Here is a 20,757-nt window from a genome sequence, read left to right as displayed (position 1 = left end):
ATTCAATTTTTTTTCATAAATTTTTGACATTTTACAATCTTTTTTGTTGACAGCTAAAAGATTCTGTGATAGACTTTTTATGTATGCAGGTATTTATATATAATATCCGGTCTAAAAGATTTGCTTTATAACTTTTTTGTGCTTTCCTACCTGAATCCGCCCGGATATTAAATATATGATTAATGTTTTTTTAAATGAATAAAAATTTCATTTTTAAAGATAAATTTAAAAGAGTGAGGGTAGCCATGAGTAGTATGACAGATGATTTATATAATCTATTTAAGAAAAATCTCGAAAGTGTAAACGGAAGCTGCCGGCGCGTTTCCAAGGCAGGTCTTGGAAAAGCCGTCGCGGAAGTATTTAAAGAACAGGGTATTTCTTCTACCTGTGTTTTTGAATCCGAGTTTTTAAAAGAAGCCGCAGTTGTATCGGAACTTGAAGCTGCAGGTATAACGGTTCATACCGACCATATACGTCTGCATGCCGAAACGGATAAGGGCGGAGTTTCCGAAGCGCAGCACGGTATAGCCGAACTCGGAACTATAGTACAGGAACAGGATGACGTTGACGGAAGAATTGTAGCCACTATGTCCGAGTATTATATCGGAATAATAAAGGGTTCTCTAATTGTACCTACATATGACGATATGTTTGACATATTGAGTGCAATGCCCCTGCTTCCCAATTATATCGGATTTATAACCGGCCCAAGCCGTACGGCGGATATTGAATGTGTAGCTACGGTAGGGGTACACGGGCCTATCGATGTATGCATAATTGTAGTAGAAGATGAATAGTTCAGGAGGAAAATATGTCAAATGAAAATTTAAAACAGGAAATACAGTCGGCACTGGAAAACGCCACTTTGGGTAAGACCTTGGGTAATTTTTGTAAAAACTATCCCGCACGCAGAGAAAAATCTTATGAAGGCGTTGATTTTAAAACTACACAGCAAATGGTTAAAAAAGTTAAATCCTATGCGGCGGACCATATCGATGAAATAATTGAAGAATTTACAAAAAACTGTGAAGCAAGAGGCGGTCATGTTTATCATGCAAAAAGCGCCGAAGATGCAATGGAATGGATACGTAAACTTGTAAAAGAAAAAGGTATTAAAAACATTGCAAAATCGAAATCGATGGCGTCGGAAGAAATTCATTTTAACAAAATATTGCAGGAAGACGGAGTAGACGTTCAGGAAACCGACCTCGGCGAATTTATAATATCACTTGAAAAAAACACACCCGTTCATATGGTTATGCCCGCTCTTCACTTAAATAAAGAACAGGTTGCAGACCTTTTTACGGATTACACAAAGGTTAAAAACGAACCGGTTATATTAAAAGAAGTAAGAACAGCCCGTAAGGTAATGCGGGATAAATTCACAAGTGCCGAAATGGGTGTTTCAGGTGCCAACATTGCCGTTGCCGAGACGGGAACCGTGTTTACCCTTACAAACGAGGGCAACGGACGAATGGTAGGAACGCTTCCGGATACCCATTTATACATATTCGGTATTGAAAAATTCGTAAAATCATTTTCGGACGCCCGCTGGATTTTTAAAGCCTTACCCAGAAACGGAACGGCTCAGAGAATTACCTCTTATTTATCTATGTACACGGGAGCATGTGAAGTTACTTCAAATAAAGAAACGGACGAAAAAAAGAAAAAAGATTTTTATTGCGTAATACTTGACGACCCGGGCCGAAGAGCAATCCTTGCAAGTCAAGATTTCAGGCAAATATTTGACTGCATAAGATGCGGAGCCTGTCTTGATGTATGTCCCGCCTTTGCTCTTGTAGGAGGACACGTTTACGGTTCAAACGTATACACGGGCGGTATAGGAACTATGCTCACGCATTTTTTAGTTTCGGAAGAAAGGGCATCGCAAATTCAAAGTATTTGTCTTCAATGCGGAAGATGTGATGAAGTATGCGGCGGCGGACTTAATATTTCCGAAATGATTATGAAGTTAAGAGAGAAAAAAATGCAGGAAAAACCCGATGCGGTTGCGAAATTCGCCTTGGACGCCGTAACGGACAGAAAACTTTTCCACTCTATGCTTAGAATAGCCTCCATAGTGCAGGAGCCTTTTACGAAAGGTCAGCCTATGATAAGGCACTTACCTCTTTTCTTATCGGGGCTTACCAAAGGAAGGAGCTTTCCGGCCATTGCCAAAGTACCGTTTAGAGACATCTTCCCGACAATTGAACAGGAAGTTCCCAATCCCAAAGGGACGGCGGCGTTATTTGCAGGCTGCCTCCTTGATTTTGTTTATGTAGACCTTGCCCGAGCTCTTATCGCTAACATGAACTCCATAGGATACAAGGTTGAATTCCCTATGGGACAAGCCTGTTGCGGTTGTCCCGCTTCAAGTTTAGGCGATGTAGAAAATGCACAAAAAGAAGCGGCCATAAATATTGAAGGAATGAATGCCGAAAAATACGACTATATAATTTCCGCATGTCCTTCATGTACACACCAGCTTAAACTATACCCGTCATTTTTTGAAGAAGGAACGCCTATGCACAAAAGAGCGACAATCATTGCCGATAAATCAGTCGATTTTTGCAAACTCTTTTATGACCTGGGCGGAGTTTCCGACAAAGGAGATGATAAACCAATCAAAGTTACATATCACGATTCATGCCACCTTAAAAGAAGTCTCGGCGTAACAAAAGAACAGCGCGAACTTATAAAAAATATAAAAGGCGTTGAATTTGTTGAAATGAATGAACATGACAACTGTTGCGGTTTCGGCGGCTCTTACTGTATGTTATATCCTGAAATCTCATCGCCCATTCTTGAAAATAAAATTAAAAACATACAGGAATCGGGCGCAAAAATCGTTGCGGTAGACTGTCCCGGCTGTATTATGCAAATTAAGGGCGGTCTTGATGCCAGAGGATTGGACATAGATGTTAAGCACACAGCTGAACTTATTGCCGAAAAAAGAGGTTTGGTTTAAAAATTGAAAAACACAAGTGCTGCCGATGTACAAATTTTTAAACTTCCCGAACTTGAAAGCCTTATGGAAAAAATGGCGGATTGCGTAAAAAAATACATTTACCTGATTATAGGCGATTCGCTTAAAAAAACCGAAGCGGGTAAGGTAATCAATGATGCCGTTGCCTCTTCAGGAAAAATGATAAGAGCAAAACTGCTTTTACTTTGCGGAATTCTGGGGCCTTTATGGGAAAAAAACAAAGAAAAACTATGTGCATTGGCGGCAATACTTGAACTTACTCATCTTGCATCTTTAATACATGATGACATTGTAGACGAAGCCCCTTACAGGCGCGGGAAACCTTCCGTACAAAGCAAATACGGAAAAAACGCCGCAGTATATGCCGGGGACTTTATTATCGCAAAAATTTATCACTACCAGACGGAAAACGGTTTTAACACATCGGCGGTTGAACTTTCAAAAGCTATAGAACAAATGTGTATAGGAGAAATAGGACAGGATACTTTCCGGTACAATGAAAAAATAACGGAAAAAGAATACTTACGTAATATAAAAGGAAAAACATGCGCCCTGTTTAAAACCGCTTGCAGGATGGGAGCAAGCGAAGCGGGTTGTTCCGATGAATTGATAAACAAACTTGAAATATTGGGTGAAAATATCGGTTTTATGCTTCAGCTTAGAGACGACCTGCTTGATTTTACCGCCGAAGGGAAAACTTTAGGCAAAAACACTCACAGAGATTTTTTTAGCGGCATTTATACAATGCCGCTTATTAAAGCATTGGAAAATAAAAACGCTGAAAACGGCTTACTGCCTATTATACTTGAAAATTCAAATAGAAAACTTTCAAAAAAAGAAATTGCGGAAATCGAAGAAAAAGTCGTATACTTCGGAGGAGTTGAAAAAACCCGTCTTAAAATTAAAGCACTTGCAAAAAAAAATAAAGATATTTTGAATTTAATCGGAAATCAAAACGATGCCGTTAAACTGATTAAAAAGATAGTGGAATGCTTAGAGGTATAAAATGGAAAAATACACAAAACTTACACTGCGAATGGCTCTTCAATTAGCCGCACCTCATACATGGGTTGCCTCAATTTATCCGGCTGTCTTCGGAATAATTTTCAGCAATATAAAAGGATACGGTTTAAATATTTTCTCAAGCATAATGCTTATTGCCGTATGCATACTTATGCAATCCGCCGTAAACACATTTAACGACTATGCGGATTATATTAAAGGAACCGACAGCATAAACGATAATGTCGAAAAAACAGATTCTGTACTTGTATATAATAACGTAAATCCGCACCATGTATTGTTTTTAGGCATTTTATACTTAACTTTAGGCGCAAGCCTCGGAATATACTGCTCAATAAAAACAGGCCTTATGCCCTTATACATAGGAGCGATAGGAGGAGCTGTAGTTTTACTTTATTCTCTCGGCCCCTTACCGCTTTCATACCTCCCGATGGGAGAGGCCGTTTCCGGTATTGTAATGGGAGGCTTTATTCCGCTCGCCGTAGCATCTGCCGCCGACAATAAACTTCATCTTGAAGTACTTGCCTACAGCCTTCCGCTTATAATAGGTATATCTCTTATTATGATGACAAATAACGGCTGCGATATTGAAAAAGACAAAACTGCAGGACGGCGCACACTTCCGGTAATAATGGGAAGAAATAAAACCGTTTCAATTTATAAAAATATGATATTACTGTGGCTTACGGTTTTATGCATACTACCTTTAATACTGTTCGGAATACCGGGGCTTATCTGTACATTTACAATTATTATTCCGGGACGAAAATATTTTATAAAACAAATGAAATCAAAACTCGAACAAAGTGATAGAATATCCTTAATGAAGGGAATTGTTGCTGCAAATATGTTCGGCGGCGGGGCTTATATAATATCTGCGGTAATAAAACTCGCCGTTATGAGGTAACATTATGAAAACGGAAACAAAAGAAAAAAAAGTACATAAAATTTTCGAAACCATTTCCGATAGATATGACAAGGCTAATAACCGTATAAGCATTTATATGCACAAAAAGTGGAAAATGAATCTTGTCAATAAAATCATAAGGGGCAGCTCCAAAGGAAATAATATACTTGACGTTTGCTGCGGGACGGGCGACATTGCAATATGGACGGCAAAAAAAAGACGGGATATTTCCGTTACCGGTATAGACTTTTCATCTTCCATGCTGCAAAAAGCTCGACAAAAAAGCATTAAAATAAAAAATATTACTTGGCAACAGGCCGACGCTTTAAAACTGCCGTTTCCCGACAACACCTTTGATTCGGCGGATATTTCATTCGGTTTACGGAATACCTCAGAGTACGAAAAGGTTTTATTTGAAATGAAAAGGGTTGTAAAAAAAGGAAGCAACATCTATTGTTTGGACTCATTTATACCTGAAAATAAATTTATACGCCCTTTTCATAAATTTTATTTTAAACATATAGTCCCCGTCTTAGGCGGAGGCATACACTGTCACAAAGAGTATTTATGGCTGTATGAGTCCACTTCTAAATTTCTTGGAAAAAAAGACTTAATGAAATTATATTCTAAAATAGGTCTTGCAAATACGGCTTGTTACAGCTATTTTTTCGGTTGCTGTGCGCTTATATGCGGACAAAAATAGAGGATTAACATTTATCAGGAGGAATTGTATGAGCGATGAAAAATTTGATGCCATAATAGTTGGCGGGGGGCTTGCCGGAAGTTCGGCGGCAATTGTTCTTGCTAATGCAGGACTTGAAGTGCTTTTAGTAGAAAGAGGAGACTACTGCGGAGCTAAAAATATGACCGGCGGACGTATTTACGGGCACAGCCTTGAAAAAATTATCCCAGGCTTTGCTAAAGAAGCTCCGATTGAAAGAAAGGTTATAAAGGAGCAAATCTCCCTTATGAGTGCGGACAGCTCCCTTGATGTAGGTTTCAGGTCAAAAAAATTAAGCTCCGAAGCCGACAACGCCTCATACACCGTACTTAGAGCGACCTTTGACCAATGGCTTGCCTCCAAGGCGGAAGAGGCGGGAGCCGAAATTATCCCCGGCATTTTGGTAACCAATCTGATTCTTGAAGACGGCAAAGTAATAGGCGTTGAAGCTACAGGTGAAAAACTTTATGCGGATGTAGTTATCCTTGCCGACGGAGTTAATTCCCTTCTTGCCCAAAGCATAGGAATGAAAAAAGCGCTTGAACCCAATCAAGTTGCCGTAGGAGCAAAAGAAGTTATAAGACTGGGAGAAGACGTTATAAACCAAAGATTCGGTCTTGCAGAAGGAGAAGGGCTTTCATGGCTTGCCTGCGGAGACCCAACCATGGGAGGCTTCGGAGGAGGCTTACTTTATACAAACAAAGACACTGTCTCAATAGGAATAGTTGCAACCCTAAGCGATATAGGTCACAGCGACCTTTCAATAAACCAATTGCTTGACAGATTTAAACAACACCCGTCCATTGCCCCGTATATTGAAGGCGGAAAAGTAATAGAATACTCCGGGCATCTCGTTCCCGAAGAAGGCATACATATGATACCGGAACTTTACAGAGACGGAATTCTTATCGCAGGAGATGCCGCCGGATTTTGCGTAAACCTGGGATTTACCGTAAGAGGTATGGATTTTGCAATTGAATCCGGACGTCTTGCCGCAGAAACCGTAATCAGGGCGCGCGAAGCGGGAGATTTCAGCGCACAAACCCTTTCCTACTATAAAAAAGCGCTTGACAACAGCTTTGTTATAAAAGAAATGGAAAGCTATAAAGGCTTCCCGACAATCCTGTCCAGAAGAGAAATCTTTGAAACCCTTCCTGAAATGGTAAATGATATAGCGGCAAAAGCTTTTACCGTGGACGGAAAACCCGGACCGGGCTTAATTATGTATATAGTCAATTCCGTTGCGCAGCGGACAACCGCATCGGAAGTTATGAACTTAATTACCGCAATACTGGAGGCGTTTTAATTATGAAAAAAATGACAATTGAAGATAAACTCGGTCTTGACATATTTCACACGGATGAAGAGCATTCACACATAGATGTGGACAAAACTTATACGGATGAGAAGGAAATTAAAAAGCTCCTGCTCGCCTGCCCTGCCGAATGTTATAAATACATAAACGGCAGCTTAAGTTTTAGCCATCTGGGCTGCCTTGAATGCGGGACATGCAGGGTTCTTTCACTCGGGAAAATTGTAAAAAGCTGGGAACACCCGGTAGGAGAAATCGGAGTAAGCTACAGATACGGATAAAATCCGCTTGTAATAAACGTAAAAATATACCTTTAGCTCTGCCGCCGTAACGGGCTCGGGAAAATTAAACACAATATTAAATATACCGAACCTGCAAAAAGCATATCGGGCAAGGGTATATTGTATTTAATTAAAATCCCGACAATCTAATACGAAAGCCCGTGCGGAAGAATAATAGGATAAAAGGACACGTTTTTTTCTTTTGCAAGTTTATCCACATCTTCCTTTTTTACCTTACCTCTGGGACGAGAATGAGGAGGAGCATCTCCTATAAGAATAAGTTTTTTATCCGTATTCTCATTATCCGTCCGCCATGATTGTTGTAAGCCCAAATACAAGCCTTCATAAACCGCCTCGGGAATATCTCTACCGCCGAATACCTTAAATCCGTATAAGGCTTTTTCGAATTTTTTCAGATTGCCGGTAAACATACAAGCCTCCCGCACTAAAAAATCTTCGCGGTAGTCTTTATACAAAATTAAAGCTATTCTACAGGATTTATAGCGGGGAATAATTTTTTCCAACATAGAAAGAATACTCTTACGAACGGCTTCAATATCATCTTTCATACTTTCAGTAGAATCCAAAGCAAACAGTAAATCCAAATTTTCCTTTTCCGTTTTTGTCAAAATCTCTTCTATAAGAGGTACTATTTCTTCAGGTGATTTTGCATAAATCAGCTTTCCCGCCGTAGTATCCGCCAGCTCGGTAAATACCTTAACGGCATCATTACTGTAACCGGTTTTTTCGTTTTCCGGTTCTACAGGTTTTTGCGTTACACGTAAAACAAAGGGATTATCTTGAAAACCTCCGTCATAATCACCGTAAGGTTTAACAAAGGTTCTTATATTAAAAAAAGTTCCGTCCGCAACTTCAACCTCACCGCTTCTGGACCAATCGTAACCGTATACAATTATATACGGAATCCAAATATGAAAAGCCTTTCCCAAAGGAGTATCTTCTTCCGGAGTCGAATCTATAAGACTATATAATTTTTTCTCAGGTAAAAGAAATTCCCCGTTAAGAAGCCGCTTCTCGTCCCCGTTTATAACATTATAATCGGGATTACGATAAGCATAATTTGCCTCTTTTAATTCGGGGTCGCGCGTAGTTTCGGTAAGCAAAACGCTTTTTATATCGGGCTTCGCTTTTATATAAAGATGATAGCCGCCTTCGGGACTCTGTATAACCAAAACATCATCTTTACCTAACGAAATATCTTGAGCCTTAAGCACACAAAAAAAAGAAATAAATATAATCGTAAAAAAAAATTTTTTCATATATTAAAGTATAAATCTAAAATGCTTTTTTGTAAATAGATTTAAAATTTTTATATGCGGAAATTGCAGCTTGACATTCAACCGAGAAAAATATATACTTAACTTAAAGTATTTAAAATTTAACCTATTTTATAATGTAAGGAGGCTGCATGAAGCATATTTATAAAACAAGTTTGTATCGAATTATTTTAAACATCGGTTTAGGTTTTTTCGTATCTGCTTTTATAGCTCTTTTAACTTCTTTTTTAATAAAAAACACTTTTATACAATTGCTTATCTTTGTCGGAGTATATGCGGCTTATATTTGGCTGGTTGTGCTGGATAACATAATCACAATTGAAGTATACGATTCTAAAGCGGTAATAAAAAAGGGAAAAACTGCAAAGACCTATCCGCTTGACACAACCTCTTTTAGAGCCGTAATTACAACTCGCAGACAAAGAAACTCCGTAATAAGTACCGATACGGAATGTATGCTTTACATAACACCTGAAAACGGAAATGAAGAAATGGTAAACTGCGAACTTATCGGCAAATATAAATTTCAACAGTTAATCGAAGATTTAGGCATTTCAGGAGATTCTTCGCCCGTAAATAAAATTGACACAAAAAAAGAATATTAAAAAAATTATCATAAGGAGAAAATAATGAACGAATTTTTTAATAATTTAGGGCCTACAATGTATTATATCGTCATTGTTCCCATATTTTTTATTGCAATAGCAATTTTTTCATTTATAAAAATGAAAAACAACAAAGCAAGAACCGCAAACTGGCTATCGGAACATCAAAATGCGGTAAAGGTTTATATCAACAAAAACGCAAATATTATGGACTTAAGTATGACCGGCCTAACCGTTCACACAACAGACGGAGAGCTGCCGATTACCTTTACCGAAGGAATAACCTCCGGCTTTTATCTTACTCCGGGGACTCATATAATAGAATCCAGTTTTTCAAAATCGCGGCCGGGTATTATGTACCGAAAAGTTACAACTACATACGGGCCGAGCAAGCAGGAGGTTTCCGTGGAAGCCTTTAAAACATACAACTACAGATTTGATAAAAAAGAAGAAACTTATATATTTGAAGAAATAAATTAAAACACTAAATAATTATCCGGAGGATTTTATGGCAAAAGGCTTAGTTAAAGGAAAAGCGGAAATGGATATGGGTGCCGGTTATAAGGTAGTTTGTGAATCCGGCGGAAAACAATTTATTTTGGACGAACCCAAAAGTGTAGGCGGAACCGACCTCGGAATGAATCCGCTTGAAGCCCTGTTAAATGCGTTGGGAGCATGTAAATGCGTCGTTGCAAAATTAACGGCAAAACAACAGGGGTTTAACCTCGACTCTATTTCAGTAGAATGCACAGGCACATTTGACTCCGACGGTTTTAAAGGTTTAAATCCGAATGCAAAAATAGGTTTATCGGAAATTGAAACCGTTTACAATATTAAAACTTCCGCTTCGCAGGAAGAAACGGAAAAATTCATCGCCTTTGTGGATTCGCACTGCCCCGTAAACGATACAATCGGAAATTCGCCCAAACTTTCGCATAAGGTCAAGCGTCTATAAATAAACCGAAACGGCTGTAAACCGTATGTAAATTCCGTCCTTTAAAACGGAACTTAAAATATTTTTACTCTTTACATTCTTTCACTGCCGACTTGTCATTAAAGTAGTATTGTGTTATAATAACTTCATAATCTGCAATATTTTGCAGAGAGGAGAATTAAATATGAAACACAAAAAATCGATTTCTATGTTCGGTTTAGCGATTTTGTTCGCTCTTATATTTGCTTTAACTGCGTGCCGTGCACCTAAAAGTATAGCAAAATACACAGGAGACTATGCAGGGACATACAAAACAAATGATAACATGGGAATCGGCTCATGGAGCGGAAGCGTAACCGAAAGCGGAGCCTTTTCGGGAATATTTAAAGACGATAGGGGGTATAAATATACTGCAACCGGCAATGTTAAAAACGGAAAGCTTTCCGGCTCTGCAAAAAATGAAGACCCTAACCATGTAGGTCCTGAAATGAAGTTTAACGGAGAAATTAAAGAAACAGGAGCCGTATCGGGCACTTGGCAATTAGGGGATAACCCTGTTATCGGATCAGGCTCTTTTGAAGGAAAAAGAAAATAACTTTTTATATCCTATAAACAAACCCGTACATTAGAAAATGTACGGGAAATGTATTTTAGAATAACCGGTAAAAACTTATCGAAAAATCCGTTTTACATAAGCTGACCTGTCAAGTAAATATCCGTGTACTTTAAAACCCGAATATTTAAAATCTTAAGTTTAAACGGCAATTTTAATTACGCCTAAAATCCTAAAAATTATTAAACCGGAAAATCCGCTCAAAAACAAAAAAATAAATACACTTGATTTTTACAAAGGAAATAAGTATTATCTAACTATATGAAAATTACAAAAGATACTACGGTCAGCGTAGAATATACGCTAAAAGATGATACCGGCGAAATCCTTGATTCGTCGGAAGTAATGGGTCCGTTGGAATATATCCACGGATATAATATGATTATTTCGGGTCTTGAAAAAGCCCTTGAAGGTAAAGAAGCGGGCGACGAATTCAAAAAAACCATACCGCCTGAAGATGCGTACGGGGAAGTTTTTGAAGATTTAATTGTTGAAACGGACCGTTCACAATTTCCTCCGGAGGCACAAATTGAAGTGGGAATGGATTTTGAAGCGGGAGACGGCCCCCACAGCAGGGTAGTACGAATTACAAAAATCGACGGCGATAAAATCACTATAGATGCGAATCACCCTCTTGCAGGCGAAACTCTTCATTTTGAAGTTAAAATTCTTTCCGTAAAAAAAACTACGGAAGAGGAACTGCAATCTCTTGTTCAAATGATGTCGGCGGATTCCTGCGGCTGCGGGTGCGGTTGCGGACATGAGCAAAACGAACATGCTTGCGGCTGCGGGTGCTCCGGGTGTCATTAAAACCGAAAGAGTCCGATAAACTGATTCCGCTTTTCGGAGGATTTTGCTTTTTTCTTTCAGCAATAGAATTGATGATTCCTAAACCTGTTCCGTTTTTCAGAATAGGTTTAGCCAATCTTCCGCTTCTTTTAGGAATAGACGTTTTCTCATTTCCGGCATTTTGCGCTCTTTTATTTATAAAAGTATTGGGACAGGCAATTATTTCAGGAACGCTTTTTTCCTATGTTTTTTTATTTTCTCTGCTCGGAACTTTCGGTGCAGGGCTTTTAATGTATTCTATGCGCGGAATTCCGCGTAAAGCGGTTTCCTTTATCGGAATAAGCATTGCGGGGGCATTTCTTTCAAATTCGGTCCAAACAGTACTTGCGATTTTATTTATTTTCGGAAAATCGGCAAGATATATAATTCCTCCGCTTTTCTTTGCGGGTATTATAACATCGTTTTTTTTAGGCTTGTTTGCAAACGAATTTACTCAAAATTCCAGTTGGTATGAAAATATAATAAACGGTAAATTTAAAATTTCATTTTTGCATGATTACGGAGACTCTTACTCCCGTAAATCCGAAACAAAAAAGCTTTTACCTTTTAATGAAAAATATCTGCGCTGCGGTTCAGGCATAGTTTTATTTTTACTTTTGTTGTTTACCGATTTTTTAGCGGTAAAAACCATAATTTTCGGGGCAAGTTTGATTTTATGTACGGCAGATAGACAAAAAATAAATTTTACAAACCTTATTGTAATGTTTATCGTTATCATAATATTCAACTTATTTCCGCCTGCCGGAAAAATCGTTTTCGGTATCTTCGGCTTCGAAATTACTTCCGAAGCCTTGCTTCGAGGAATTGAAAAAGCCGTCATCTTGGAAGGAATGATTTACATTTCCAAGTGGGCGTTAAACACGGAATTTAATTTTAAAAGTAAATTCGGTAAAACGGTTTCAGCTTCGTTAAATGTGTTTCAAAAACTTCTTTCGGTAAAAAATGAGATAAACCCTAAAAATCTTATTCCCACGCTTGATGCAATTCTTTTAAGTATGTGAAACTCCGTAAAATATTACTGAAAAATTATTATACTAATTTTTCTTTTTAAAACCGATTGACATTTTACGTGTTTTCTGCTATATTTATATCTCTTTCAGGGCCTATAGCTCAGTTGGTTAGAGCAGCGGACTCATAATCCGCGGGTCGCCGGTTCAAGTCCAGCTGGGCCCATTTTTTATAAACAATAATATAAAGAAAAGAAGTGCATTATACTTCCTCCCATCACAAACAAATGCCAAATCCCGTGCATCCATTTGACTTTTTTCATAGCATAGAATATACAGCCTGCCGTATAAATAATGCCGCCTAAAAGTAAAAATTTAAAACTTAAAGTCGGAAGCTGTTCTTTTAACGGACGAGCTGCAAAAATTATAAGCCACCCCATAGGAATATAGGTTACTACAGAAAGAACTCTTACCTTACTTCCGAATATCGAATATAAAACTATGCCTAAAACAGCCAGTCCCCAAATTATTCCGAAAATTACCCAGCCGACAGCACCCCTCAAAACGGTAAGACAATAAGCCGTATAAGTTCCCGCTATTAAAATATAAATTGAACAGTGGTCGAATATCCCGAAAACTTTTTTTGTTTTAAAGGCAAGGCATGATACAGTGTAGAAAATAAATATAAGATAATAAGCGATGCACCGAAAATAGTAAAACCTACTATATAGCCTGCCCGGAATTCATAAGGAGCATATTTTGCCGCCCTTATAATCAATATAATCAAGGCCGCCACGGACAAGCCCGCACCTATACCGTGTGTTATTGCATTTGCAATTTCTTCTCCTATAGAATATCTTCTTTTTTGAATTTGTTTTTCTTTTGTCATTTCAACCTCTTATTTAACTAGACCATTTAACTTAAATAAAGTTGCAAGAGGTTTTATTATACAGCCCTTATTCCGAGCACAAATAAAAAACGGCTTAAATCCCGTCTTTAGAAAACAAACCCTGACCTTACCGATAAACGGTATATCGGATTTAAATTTTCCGCATAGGATTTAAGCCGCCGGAAAGCCCCGAGCAGAGCCTTTAATGATTGCCATTAAGACCCTAAATAATGCTCTATAGGAACTTGCATCCTTTGTTTCGATATTCCGAAACTTCTTTGATAATAGCATCGACGTCCATAACCATTTCCATCATGCTAACTTGTTCCTCATAGACCTTGGGGTCTATCTGACTCTTAATTTCCGGTTCTGCTACGTGATAACACAAGAGTCCCAACGAGACTCCCGTCAACGGACCTGAATAAGTCGGATCGCCTACGGTAACAGTTTCGCATGCCAATCCTGCAGATTCGGCTTCCGCACCGCCTAAAAGAACTACAGTGTTCTCAGGGCCGTATTTTTCAGCCAAATCTTTAACTCGTTTTTGGTTTTCCAAGTCCATTGCACCTGCGCTTGTTCAGACAAAGCATTCGGTTGCAGCATATACAACCTCAGCTCCTGCAGATTCCGCGCAAAGTTTTATAGCTTCCCCGGGAACGCCGTCGCGGTCACCGATAATGATGACCTTTTTGGTTTTTAACTCCATAGCATCCCTCCTAGGATATTTTCGGGCAATACTGCCCTCGGCTTATTCAGCCGTATCTTCAAAAAGCCGTCAGGCTTACAAAGATTATAGTTTAGATATATTTTTTAACCATTTCTTCAATTTGCTCAATGGTTAAGTCGTTGCCCGTAACACTGTCTTTTCTTTCACCGTCAATATAAATCAGCATTGTAGGAAGACCTAAGACTTGTTCTTTCATTGCAACGCGTCTTGCTCCATCGATATTAAATGAGCAGAATTTCGCCTTTCCTGCATGGCGTTCCGCCATTGCATGAACATCAGGCATTAATTGTTTACACGGAACACAACCTTCCGACCAAAAATCCACAAAAGTTACACCCTTTGACTGATGTACTTCCTGTTCAAAATTTTCCTTGTTTAATTCAATCATCTTCTTCTCCTATAAAACTTTTTGGAGGGATTATTAAATCCCGAAAAATATTTTTCAAGCGGTTTATTTACAAACTGCATATAATAACCGATGCCCGCTCAAAAGCAAACTTGTCAGATAAGCGGCAAGGCAGAATTCATGCCCGGCTGCTTATCAATCTTATGTGAAATCCGTTATTATTTTCCCATAGCCATTTTGGCTTTAATATCGTCAATGTAATGTCCCGCCCAAATACCTGCAATGGCTCCGTCTGCAGCAGCGGTAACGACTTGGCGGGATTCTTTTTGAATAACGTCGCCTACACCGTAAATACCCGGTACATTTGTTTCCATTTTAGCATTGGTAAGAATATAACCGTTTTCATCAAGGTCAACCAACCCTTGAATAAAGGCGGTTTGAGGATTATGTCCGATAAATACAAAAACACCTTCAGCAGCAAATTTAGAAGTTTCACCTGTTTTTGTGTCTTTAAGAATAACGCTGTCTACAAGACCTTCGCCGCAAACTTCTTCTACAACCGCATTCCATTTAAATGCCATTTTCGGATTTGCAAATGCTTTTTCCTGAATTGATTTTGCTGCACGCAATTCGTCTCTTCGATGAACAATCGTTACTTTGTCGGCAAATTTAGTTAAATACATTGCCTCTTCAACTGCGGAGTCTCCGCCGCCGATAACTACAATTTCACACTCTTCAAAAAATGCTCCGTCGCAGGTTGCGCAATAGGAAACACCCTTACCCCAGTGTTCTTTTTCGCCTTTACAACCGAGTTCTCTTGCACTTGCACCTGTTGCAACAACTACAGCCAGACATTCATATTGAACACCGTCGCTTCCATGTACGATTTTTACCGGAGAATTCGGGACAAGTTCGATTTTTTCGGCTCTAGCCCTTTTAAATTCAACACCGAATTTTTGAGCATGCTTTTGGAATGCTTCCGTTAAAGCAGGTCCGGACGATTCGGGGAAACCGGGGTAATTCTCAATCTCTTCCGTAATATAACACTGACCGCCTTGATTAGGCTTTTCTTCAAGAATAATCGTCTTCAGTTTTGAACGGGCAGCATAAATTCCCGCCGCCATTCCGCCCGGCCCGCCGCCGATTATAACCAAATCATATTTTTCCGACATAAAGTCCTCCTGAATATTTCTTTCGATAATATAACATCTTTTTTTATTTTAATCAAGTATGATAAAAATTCACATACGGTAATGACAACCCGAATAAAAAAGTTATATATGCAAGATGAAAGCCGTTTTTAAGATAAGCGTATTCCGTATAAAATAAATATCTATAGTTTCTCCACTTCGCTCTTGGTAAAGTTTATTACAGGCATTCTCCTCTAGACGGAAAGCCGCATAGTTTTTAATACCGCCGCCGTTTTACAGTTTTTCTATTTCGTCTGCGGACAAGCCGGTAGCCTGCATTATTTTTTGCACCGAATCGCCGAGTTGTTTTAAGACCTTTGCCGTTTCCAGTTTTGTTTGCCTCGCTCCGTCGGAAAAGCCTTGAGCAATTCCTGCCTGCATACCTTCGCTTCTGCCTTGTAGTAAGCCCTGAGCAATGCCTTTTCTCATCGATTCATTTATCATAGAAACGCGGTCGCTCTCGTATCGCCATGCAGCTTGGTAAAGGGCTCGTTGTTCCGCAACAGTGTAGAATTCTTCCATCGTGTCTTCGGCTTTTTGCATTAAAGGATTTTCTTTTGCCAACATCTTCCTCACCTCCTTTTCGTCGGTTTGTATAAACAGCAGCCATTTTTCCAGTTCGCTGCGCTGTTCTTTCGCTATTTTCGTTAAATCCAAAAAGTGGATTTCAAGCATTCCGTCCAGCTCGCTGTGTTCTTCCGTTTCCAAAATCTTATAGACGGAGTGGATTTTATTGGCAAGATGAAACGTCTGATTGAGAATGTTTATCGCTATGCATTTTTTGAGTTCGCTGTAATCGGCTCCCTTGCTGAAGTCTTCGAGAAAAAGTTGCGTCCAATAAAAAATGCTGCGTTTGGTAAAGTATTCAAACCAGATATTTTGCATTTCAAGGTTGATTTTTTCGCCTGAGTGCAATTTGATTTTTATGTCGAGCCTGCCTGTTTTTTCATCGTAAAAGCGGGTAGTAAGCTCGCTGTTTTCAAGCCGAAAATAGGCAAAATGATTTCTTGCATTCAGGTTACAAGCGAAAAGAATTTTATGAGAATGTCTTTATTCTTTTCCGTGCAGAAGACTCTTTTAAACGCATAGTCATTGCGGACGGTGAATTTTTCAGGCTGTGCAAGTGTATATAAGGTGCTTGCCATAGCGTCTGCCCTCCTTACGGTTAAGTATAGCATACGTCGGGGGAATTTAATAGGGGGAGAGGAACACTTTTTCGGATAAAAGTTTTCCTCTCCCCCTGTGACCCCCTCTCTTTTCAAAAGAACCGCTTAGGGGCTCGCCGCCCATAAGAACCCCGCTTACGGCTGGGGTTTGGGGCGGGTTGCGGGGGCAAAGGCGCTGACGCGCTTTGCGGCTGGCGGCTATGATTTGGGATTGCAATTTAATTAGCGGGTTGCGCTATGGGGGTGTTTTTAACCGCTCGGAGCGCAGAGGGTGCTAGGGGTTCGGGGTGCCGTATTTTACAAGCCCTCTATTGTCTCTTTGCGTGCTCTGCGGTTTTGTTTTTAACCGCTCGGAGCGCAGAGGGTGCTAGGGGTTCGGGGTGCCGTATTTTACAAGCCCTCTATTGTCTCTTTGCGTGCTCTGCGAGCTTTGCGGTTTTGTTTTACGAATCGGTAAGGTGTTTGCTTTGCCGATGTTCCTATAAAATAAGCCTCCTTTTTTAACGGGTAATGTCCAATTCCCCATTACGTGTATAGACCGTCTATCGTTATGCGGTAACTCTGTCTTACCCTATGTGGTTCGTCTGTCTTACCCTATGCGGTAACACTCCCTTACCTTGTGCGGTAAGACCGACTAACCTTATACCGTTACACTGTGCGTTTAATAAGCCCCCTCTTTCTCTCTGCGAGCTTTGCGGTTTTATTTAACTGCTAAGAGCGCAAAGGGTGCTAAGGCTTTTCAGGGTGTTGCCGTTTGTAAGCCCCTCTGTTCTTCTTTGCGTGCTCTGCGAGCTTTGCGGTTTTGTTTTGTTAATCGGCAGTTTTTTATCTCGTAATCATAGATTGTAAGGCTGCCGATAACCTTTGTTCTCACTCGTTCGGACTGGCGTCCTTTGATACTGCGGGCAAAGACCCTTTGACAGTACGGGCAAACCTATTTTGATATAACTGTGCTTTTACCTTGCAAGTGTAGCCCGCAGACGATTTCGCTCTTGACCGACTTTATTGTCAGCATTTATCTCCGTTTCTCTTTTTTACAAAATACCGTTTATGGTAAGAGCTTAAAGCTACAGACAGTTTAATCGCGCGTAACCATTACCTTTCTTGTTTCGTCAATGTCGGGGCCGGCAATTCTTATAAAATACATTCCGCGTGCAACCGAAACTCCCGAATTGTTTTTTCCGTCCCAATAATAAAAATGCGTCCCGCCGCTCTTTTGAGAACGTTCCAAAGTTTTTACTATGTTCCCGTCAAGCGTCATTACCTGTATTGTAAGGGCTCCCTTCTTTTGAACGAAAATTTGAATAGAAGTGTTTTCCCCTTTGTCGGGATTTATTACATTGTTAAAAATTGAAACCCCTCCGCGCTGGTGTCTTACGCCTATAACAACGAATTTCCATACATCAAAAGACAAAATGTCGGAAGGATTTTTTAGTCTTGCACAGGGTAGCCACCCGTCATACAAAAACATAAACTGCGCTGTGCCGCCTTCTTTAAAATTTGAATCCGTATCGACTACCGTAAATTTTATTTTACCGCCTTCGCTTTCTCCGGAGTAGTCGCTGAAACCGTCAATTTTACTTGCTCCTATAATTCCGCCCTTCGGCACTTGTGCCGAAGGGGGATACCAAAAGCCGGATTTATCAACGCTTAAATAAAGTTTTACGTTATTTGATGTACCTGCAAGAGCCGTTACTATCATTGTGTTTAATTTAGGCAAATCTTTTTCTCCTGAAAAATCTCGGATTGTTCTTGAGTTGGCTGCAAATAAAACGTTCGTAAGGCCTATGCCCACATCGGAGATGTTATCTTTATTGTAAGTTTTGTTAAAATGCTGTATTTCTATTTTTAACCCTTTTTGTAAAATCTCATCTGCCGATATGTTTTTGTTTAAGGTGTATTTCCAAACGGCAAGTGGTCCCGAAATTGTTTTATACTTTACAGGCAATTGAGAGGTTGAGCTGCTTGTAATATCTGTACTGTTGTTTTTTATTTTTAATGTTGAATGGGTAAATTCGTTTTCTTCCGTGTTGCGTCTAAAAACTATGTAAAGTTCGTTACCGTTTACCCGTATAAAAGAATTTTTAAGCTCGAAGGTATCGTCAAATACCCAGCCGTTTTTGTTTGTTGGTTTTCCGCTATTGTCTTCGCTATCTTTAAGTTTATAATACGGTTTAAAATCGCCTTCGTTTATTTTTATGCTCTCGGTGTTTACTTTTAAATACTTACCCGTATTGTCTTTGGAAGCGGTAAGATAAATAGCCGATGTGCTGCTATTGCCGTTTATTGCAAGTTTATTTGAAGTGGAATTTCCTGATAAAGTTAAGTCTTCGATTACTTTTATCTTACCGTTTATGCTTAAAATTTTCCCCCCGGCATCTTTACAAGTTAATTTTTTAAATTCGGTTTTACTTTCAGCCATATTACCTATAACTCTTATAATATTTGAAGGAGACAAAAACACCTCGTTTTCCGATTTAAAAATACCGTTATTTTCGAATTTGGAATTTACCGTTATTTTTTGCTTTGCAGTTAAAGTACTGTTATAGTCAACAGTAATATTTGTCGCTTGTAATTCTGAATTTAATATTGCGGTTCCTGTTATCTTAAACATATTTTTTACTTTAATAGGGCCGGAATCTGTAGTTACGGTTGTATTCCCGCTTCTATTTATAGTAAGGCTTTTAAAGCCCCCGTTAATATCGGCATCGTGAAGAGCTAAAGATGTTCCGTTGCCGTTAATTTCAACAGTAGAGCCGTCGTTAAGGGTTATTTTGTTTTTTTGAAATGTTTGGTTAAACCAGATTTTTTGTTCAGGAGTATATTCTAGGCTTAGTTTACCTGAAACCTTCATTTCGGATTTATCTGATGAAGAAGCGGAGATTGTATAATTTGTTAAATCAAGAAATCCAAATTCTTTTACGGTTACTGTTTTTGCTTTCGCATCAGATGAGGTAAGTTTGGGCCAATGGTTGATGTGTGCCTCGTTTGAAATTGTAACATCGTCCTGTTGTGAGGGAACCATCATTAAATTCCAGTTTTTTAAGTTTTCCCAGTTGATATTTTCTTTTCCCGTCCATTCCAAATTTACAGGCGGAAACTTCCACCCGTTTTGAGCCGTCTGGTCGTCAGGCCTCTTACCTCCTTTTTGTTTACTGTTTTTTGCCGTAAAGTTATTGCCCGTTATTTTAACCTTATCAGTATCAATTTCTAAGAAGTTTCCTTCTCCGCTGCCGGTTAAAGTAATTTCGCTCGGTGAGGTTCCTCCTTCTATTACAAGAAACGACTTTGAACTTTCCGTACCTGAAAGTTTCAAAGCCGTTTTAATTTCAATTTTCCCGTCCAGTTTAAGCGTTTTACCGCCCTTATCTTCCACCATTAAATTCCCGATTTCCGTATTATTGGAAGGACTTGATGTACCCTTAATTGTAATCTCATTACCCGCATTATCCGCAAGTTCGACCGTCTGTACTTTTAAAGTTCCGCTATTGGTAAGACTTTTCCCGAGTTTTATTGTTCCATTTACCGCATTGTTGATTGTTCCGTTATTTGTTATTTCTTCAGCTTCAAGAGTTCCTTCCAATGTCAATGTCGCACCTGAATTTACTGTTACCTTTTTTGCTTTTACTTGCATACTGCTTGAAATTTTAGGATAGTGATTCGGTGTCGGAACCGACTGAATTGTAACTTCGGTATTCATATCAGGTATTTGCAACGGAGGCGGCGTACCGAGCCAAGTCCAATTACCGGGGGTATTCCAATCATCGGTATTACCCTTCCATGTTGCAATTGTTTGAGCCTGCAATATTGCGGGCAATAAAACCGCAAAAAAAATAATCGGTTTAATTTTGTTTTTTTTCATTTTTCCCCTGCCCGTAAAAATCAAATTTTTTTGTTTTTACTGTAAAGGCCGTCTTTAAAAACCCGTGCCGTCGGTTTTAAAAATTTCCTTTTTTAATTATA

Annotated in this window: 20 protein-coding genes, 1 tRNA gene and 1 pseudogene; 14 read left to right on the top strand and 8 right to left on the bottom strand. The window is 39.2% G+C overall.

Going from position 1 to position 20,757, the window contains the following annotated elements; translation table 11 throughout:
- Positions 1-245 precede the first annotated feature (245 nt).
- From DYQ05_RS05860 to DYQ05_RS05830, 7 genes are read left to right on the top strand one after another with little or no spacing between them, the layout of a single operon-like run.
- The gene (locus tag DYQ05_RS05860; protein WP_024466143.1) at positions 246-797 is read left to right on the top strand and encodes a LutC/YkgG family protein; all 552 of its coding nucleotides are present in this window, start codon (positions 246-248) and stop codon (positions 795-797) included.
- Positions 798-811: 14 nt separating this feature from the next.
- Positions 812-2,968, top strand: a complete 2,157-nt coding sequence (gene ldhH / locus DYQ05_RS05855) for an L-lactate dehydrogenase (quinone) large subunit LdhH (protein ID WP_020965040.1) — start codon at positions 812-814, stop codon at positions 2,966-2,968.
- Positions 2,969-2,971: 3 nt separating this feature from the next.
- Positions 2,972-3,991 (top strand): polyprenyl synthetase family protein, encoded by a 1,020-nt coding sequence (locus DYQ05_RS05850; protein WP_206184025.1) that lies wholly within the window; start codon positions 2,972-2,974, stop codon positions 3,989-3,991.
- 1 nt (position 3,992) lies between these two features.
- Positions 3,993-4,916, top strand: coding sequence for a prenyltransferase (locus tag DYQ05_RS05845; protein ID WP_206184024.1), 924 nt, complete (start codon positions 3,993-3,995; stop codon positions 4,914-4,916).
- A 4-nt stretch (positions 4,917-4,920) separates the two neighbouring features.
- Positions 4,921-5,619, top strand: a complete 699-nt coding sequence (gene ubiE / locus DYQ05_RS05840) for a bifunctional demethylmenaquinone methyltransferase/2-methoxy-6-polyprenyl-1,4-benzoquinol methylase UbiE (protein ID WP_194076724.1) — start codon at positions 4,921-4,923, stop codon at positions 5,617-5,619.
- Positions 5,620-5,647: 28 nt separating this feature from the next.
- The gene (locus DYQ05_RS05835; RefSeq protein ID WP_020965036.1) at positions 5,648-6,943 is read left to right on the top strand and encodes an FAD-dependent oxidoreductase; all 1,296 of its coding nucleotides are present in this window, start codon (positions 5,648-5,650) and stop codon (positions 6,941-6,943) included.
- A gap of 2 nt (positions 6,944-6,945) precedes the next feature.
- A complete protein-coding gene (locus DYQ05_RS05830) occupies positions 6,946-7,230 on the top strand; it encodes a ferredoxin family protein (RefSeq protein ID WP_020965035.1) in 285 nt (94 codons plus the stop codon).
- A gap of 146 nt (positions 7,231-7,376) precedes the next feature.
- On the opposite strand, the gene DYQ05_RS05825 is transcribed toward DYQ05_RS05830, so the two are convergent.
- The gene (locus DYQ05_RS05825) at positions 7,377-8,510 is read right to left on the bottom strand and encodes a vWA domain-containing protein (protein ID WP_194076721.1); all 1,134 of its coding nucleotides are present in this window, start codon (positions 8,508-8,510) and stop codon (positions 7,377-7,379) included.
- Between the two features lie 149 nt (positions 8,511-8,659).
- Here DYQ05_RS05825 and DYQ05_RS05820 point away from each other — a divergent pair, with 149 nt between their 5' ends.
- The 7 genes from DYQ05_RS05820 (at position 8,660) to DYQ05_RS05790 (ending at position 12,702) form a co-directional block, all read left to right on the top strand.
- Entirely contained in the window at positions 8,660-9,133 is a 474-nt protein-coding gene (locus DYQ05_RS05820) for a hypothetical protein (RefSeq protein WP_206184023.1), read from the top strand.
- 24 nt (positions 9,134-9,157) lie between these two features.
- The gene (locus DYQ05_RS05815) at positions 9,158-9,613 is read left to right on the top strand and encodes a hypothetical protein (RefSeq protein ID WP_020965032.1); all 456 of its coding nucleotides are present in this window, start codon (positions 9,158-9,160) and stop codon (positions 9,611-9,613) included.
- Between the two features lie 28 nt (positions 9,614-9,641).
- Entirely contained in the window at positions 9,642-10,088 is a 447-nt protein-coding gene (locus DYQ05_RS05810; RefSeq protein WP_020965031.1) for an OsmC family protein, read from the top strand.
- 163 nt (positions 10,089-10,251) lie between these two features.
- Complete coding sequence (locus tag DYQ05_RS05805; RefSeq protein WP_206184022.1) at positions 10,252-10,662, top strand: hypothetical protein; 411 nt, start codon at positions 10,252-10,254, stop codon at positions 10,660-10,662.
- Positions 10,663-10,941: 279 nt separating this feature from the next.
- Positions 10,942-11,490 (top strand): FKBP-type peptidyl-prolyl cis-trans isomerase, encoded by a 549-nt coding sequence (locus DYQ05_RS05800; RefSeq protein ID WP_020965028.1) that lies wholly within the window; start codon positions 10,942-10,944, stop codon positions 11,488-11,490.
- A complete protein-coding gene (locus DYQ05_RS05795) occupies positions 11,481-12,530 on the top strand; it encodes a Gx transporter family protein (protein ID WP_225969355.1) in 1,050 nt (349 codons plus the stop codon). The genes DYQ05_RS05800 and DYQ05_RS05795 overlap by 10 nt, the downstream gene beginning before the upstream one ends.
- Positions 12,531-12,628: 98 nt before the next feature.
- Positions 12,629-12,702, top strand: a tRNA-Ile gene (locus tag DYQ05_RS05790).
- Positions 12,703-12,706: 4 nt separating this feature from the next.
- Here the strand turns inward: DYQ05_RS05790 and trhA are convergent.
- The 7 genes and pseudogenes from trhA to DYQ05_RS05760 all read right to left on the bottom strand — a co-directional run bounded on the left by trhA (position 12,707) and on the right by DYQ05_RS05760 (position 20,656).
- Positions 12,707-13,365: pseudogene (gene trhA / locus DYQ05_RS05785) on the bottom strand (PAQR family membrane homeostasis protein TrhA).
- Positions 13,366-13,600: 235 nt separating this feature from the next.
- A complete protein-coding gene (grdA, locus tag DYQ05_RS05780; protein ID WP_080653114.1) occupies positions 13,601-14,071 on the bottom strand; it encodes a glycine/sarcosine/betaine reductase complex selenoprotein A in 471 nt (156 codons plus the stop codon).
- Positions 14,072-14,162: 91 nt separating this feature from the next.
- On the bottom strand, positions 14,163-14,480 hold the full coding sequence (trxA, locus tag DYQ05_RS05775) for a thioredoxin TrxA (protein ID WP_020965023.1): 318 nt from the start codon (positions 14,478-14,480) through the stop codon (positions 14,163-14,165).
- A 176-nt stretch (positions 14,481-14,656) separates the two neighbouring features.
- Entirely contained in the window at positions 14,657-15,610 is a 954-nt protein-coding gene (gene trxB, locus DYQ05_RS05770; RefSeq protein ID WP_020965021.1) for a thioredoxin-disulfide reductase, read from the bottom strand.
- A gap of 252 nt (positions 15,611-15,862) precedes the next feature.
- Positions 15,863-16,645 (bottom strand): Rpn family recombination-promoting nuclease/putative transposase, encoded by a 783-nt coding sequence (locus DYQ05_RS05765; protein ID WP_252723548.1) that lies wholly within the window; start codon positions 16,643-16,645, stop codon positions 15,863-15,865.
- Positions 16,642-16,773 carry a PD-(D/E)XK nuclease family transposase gene (locus DYQ05_RS13700; protein WP_252723259.1) on the bottom strand — a complete coding sequence of 44 codons (132 nt, stop codon included), beginning with the start codon at positions 16,771-16,773 and terminating at the stop codon, positions 16,642-16,644. The genes DYQ05_RS05765 and DYQ05_RS13700 overlap by 4 nt, the downstream gene beginning before the upstream one ends.
- A 1,099-nt stretch (positions 16,774-17,872) precedes the next feature.
- Positions 17,873-20,656, bottom strand: coding sequence for a FlgD immunoglobulin-like domain containing protein (locus tag DYQ05_RS05760; RefSeq protein ID WP_206184021.1), 2,784 nt, complete (start codon positions 20,654-20,656; stop codon positions 17,873-17,875).
- Positions 20,657-20,757: the final 101 nt, after the last annotated feature.

The sequence above is a fragment of the Treponema pedis genome, from assembly GCF_017161325.1.
Lineage (GTDB): Bacteria > Spirochaetota > Spirochaetia > Treponematales > Treponemataceae > Treponema_B > Treponema_B pedis.
The sequence above is the reverse complement of the archived record's forward strand: the minus strand, read 5'-3'. Positions and strand labels throughout refer to the sequence as shown.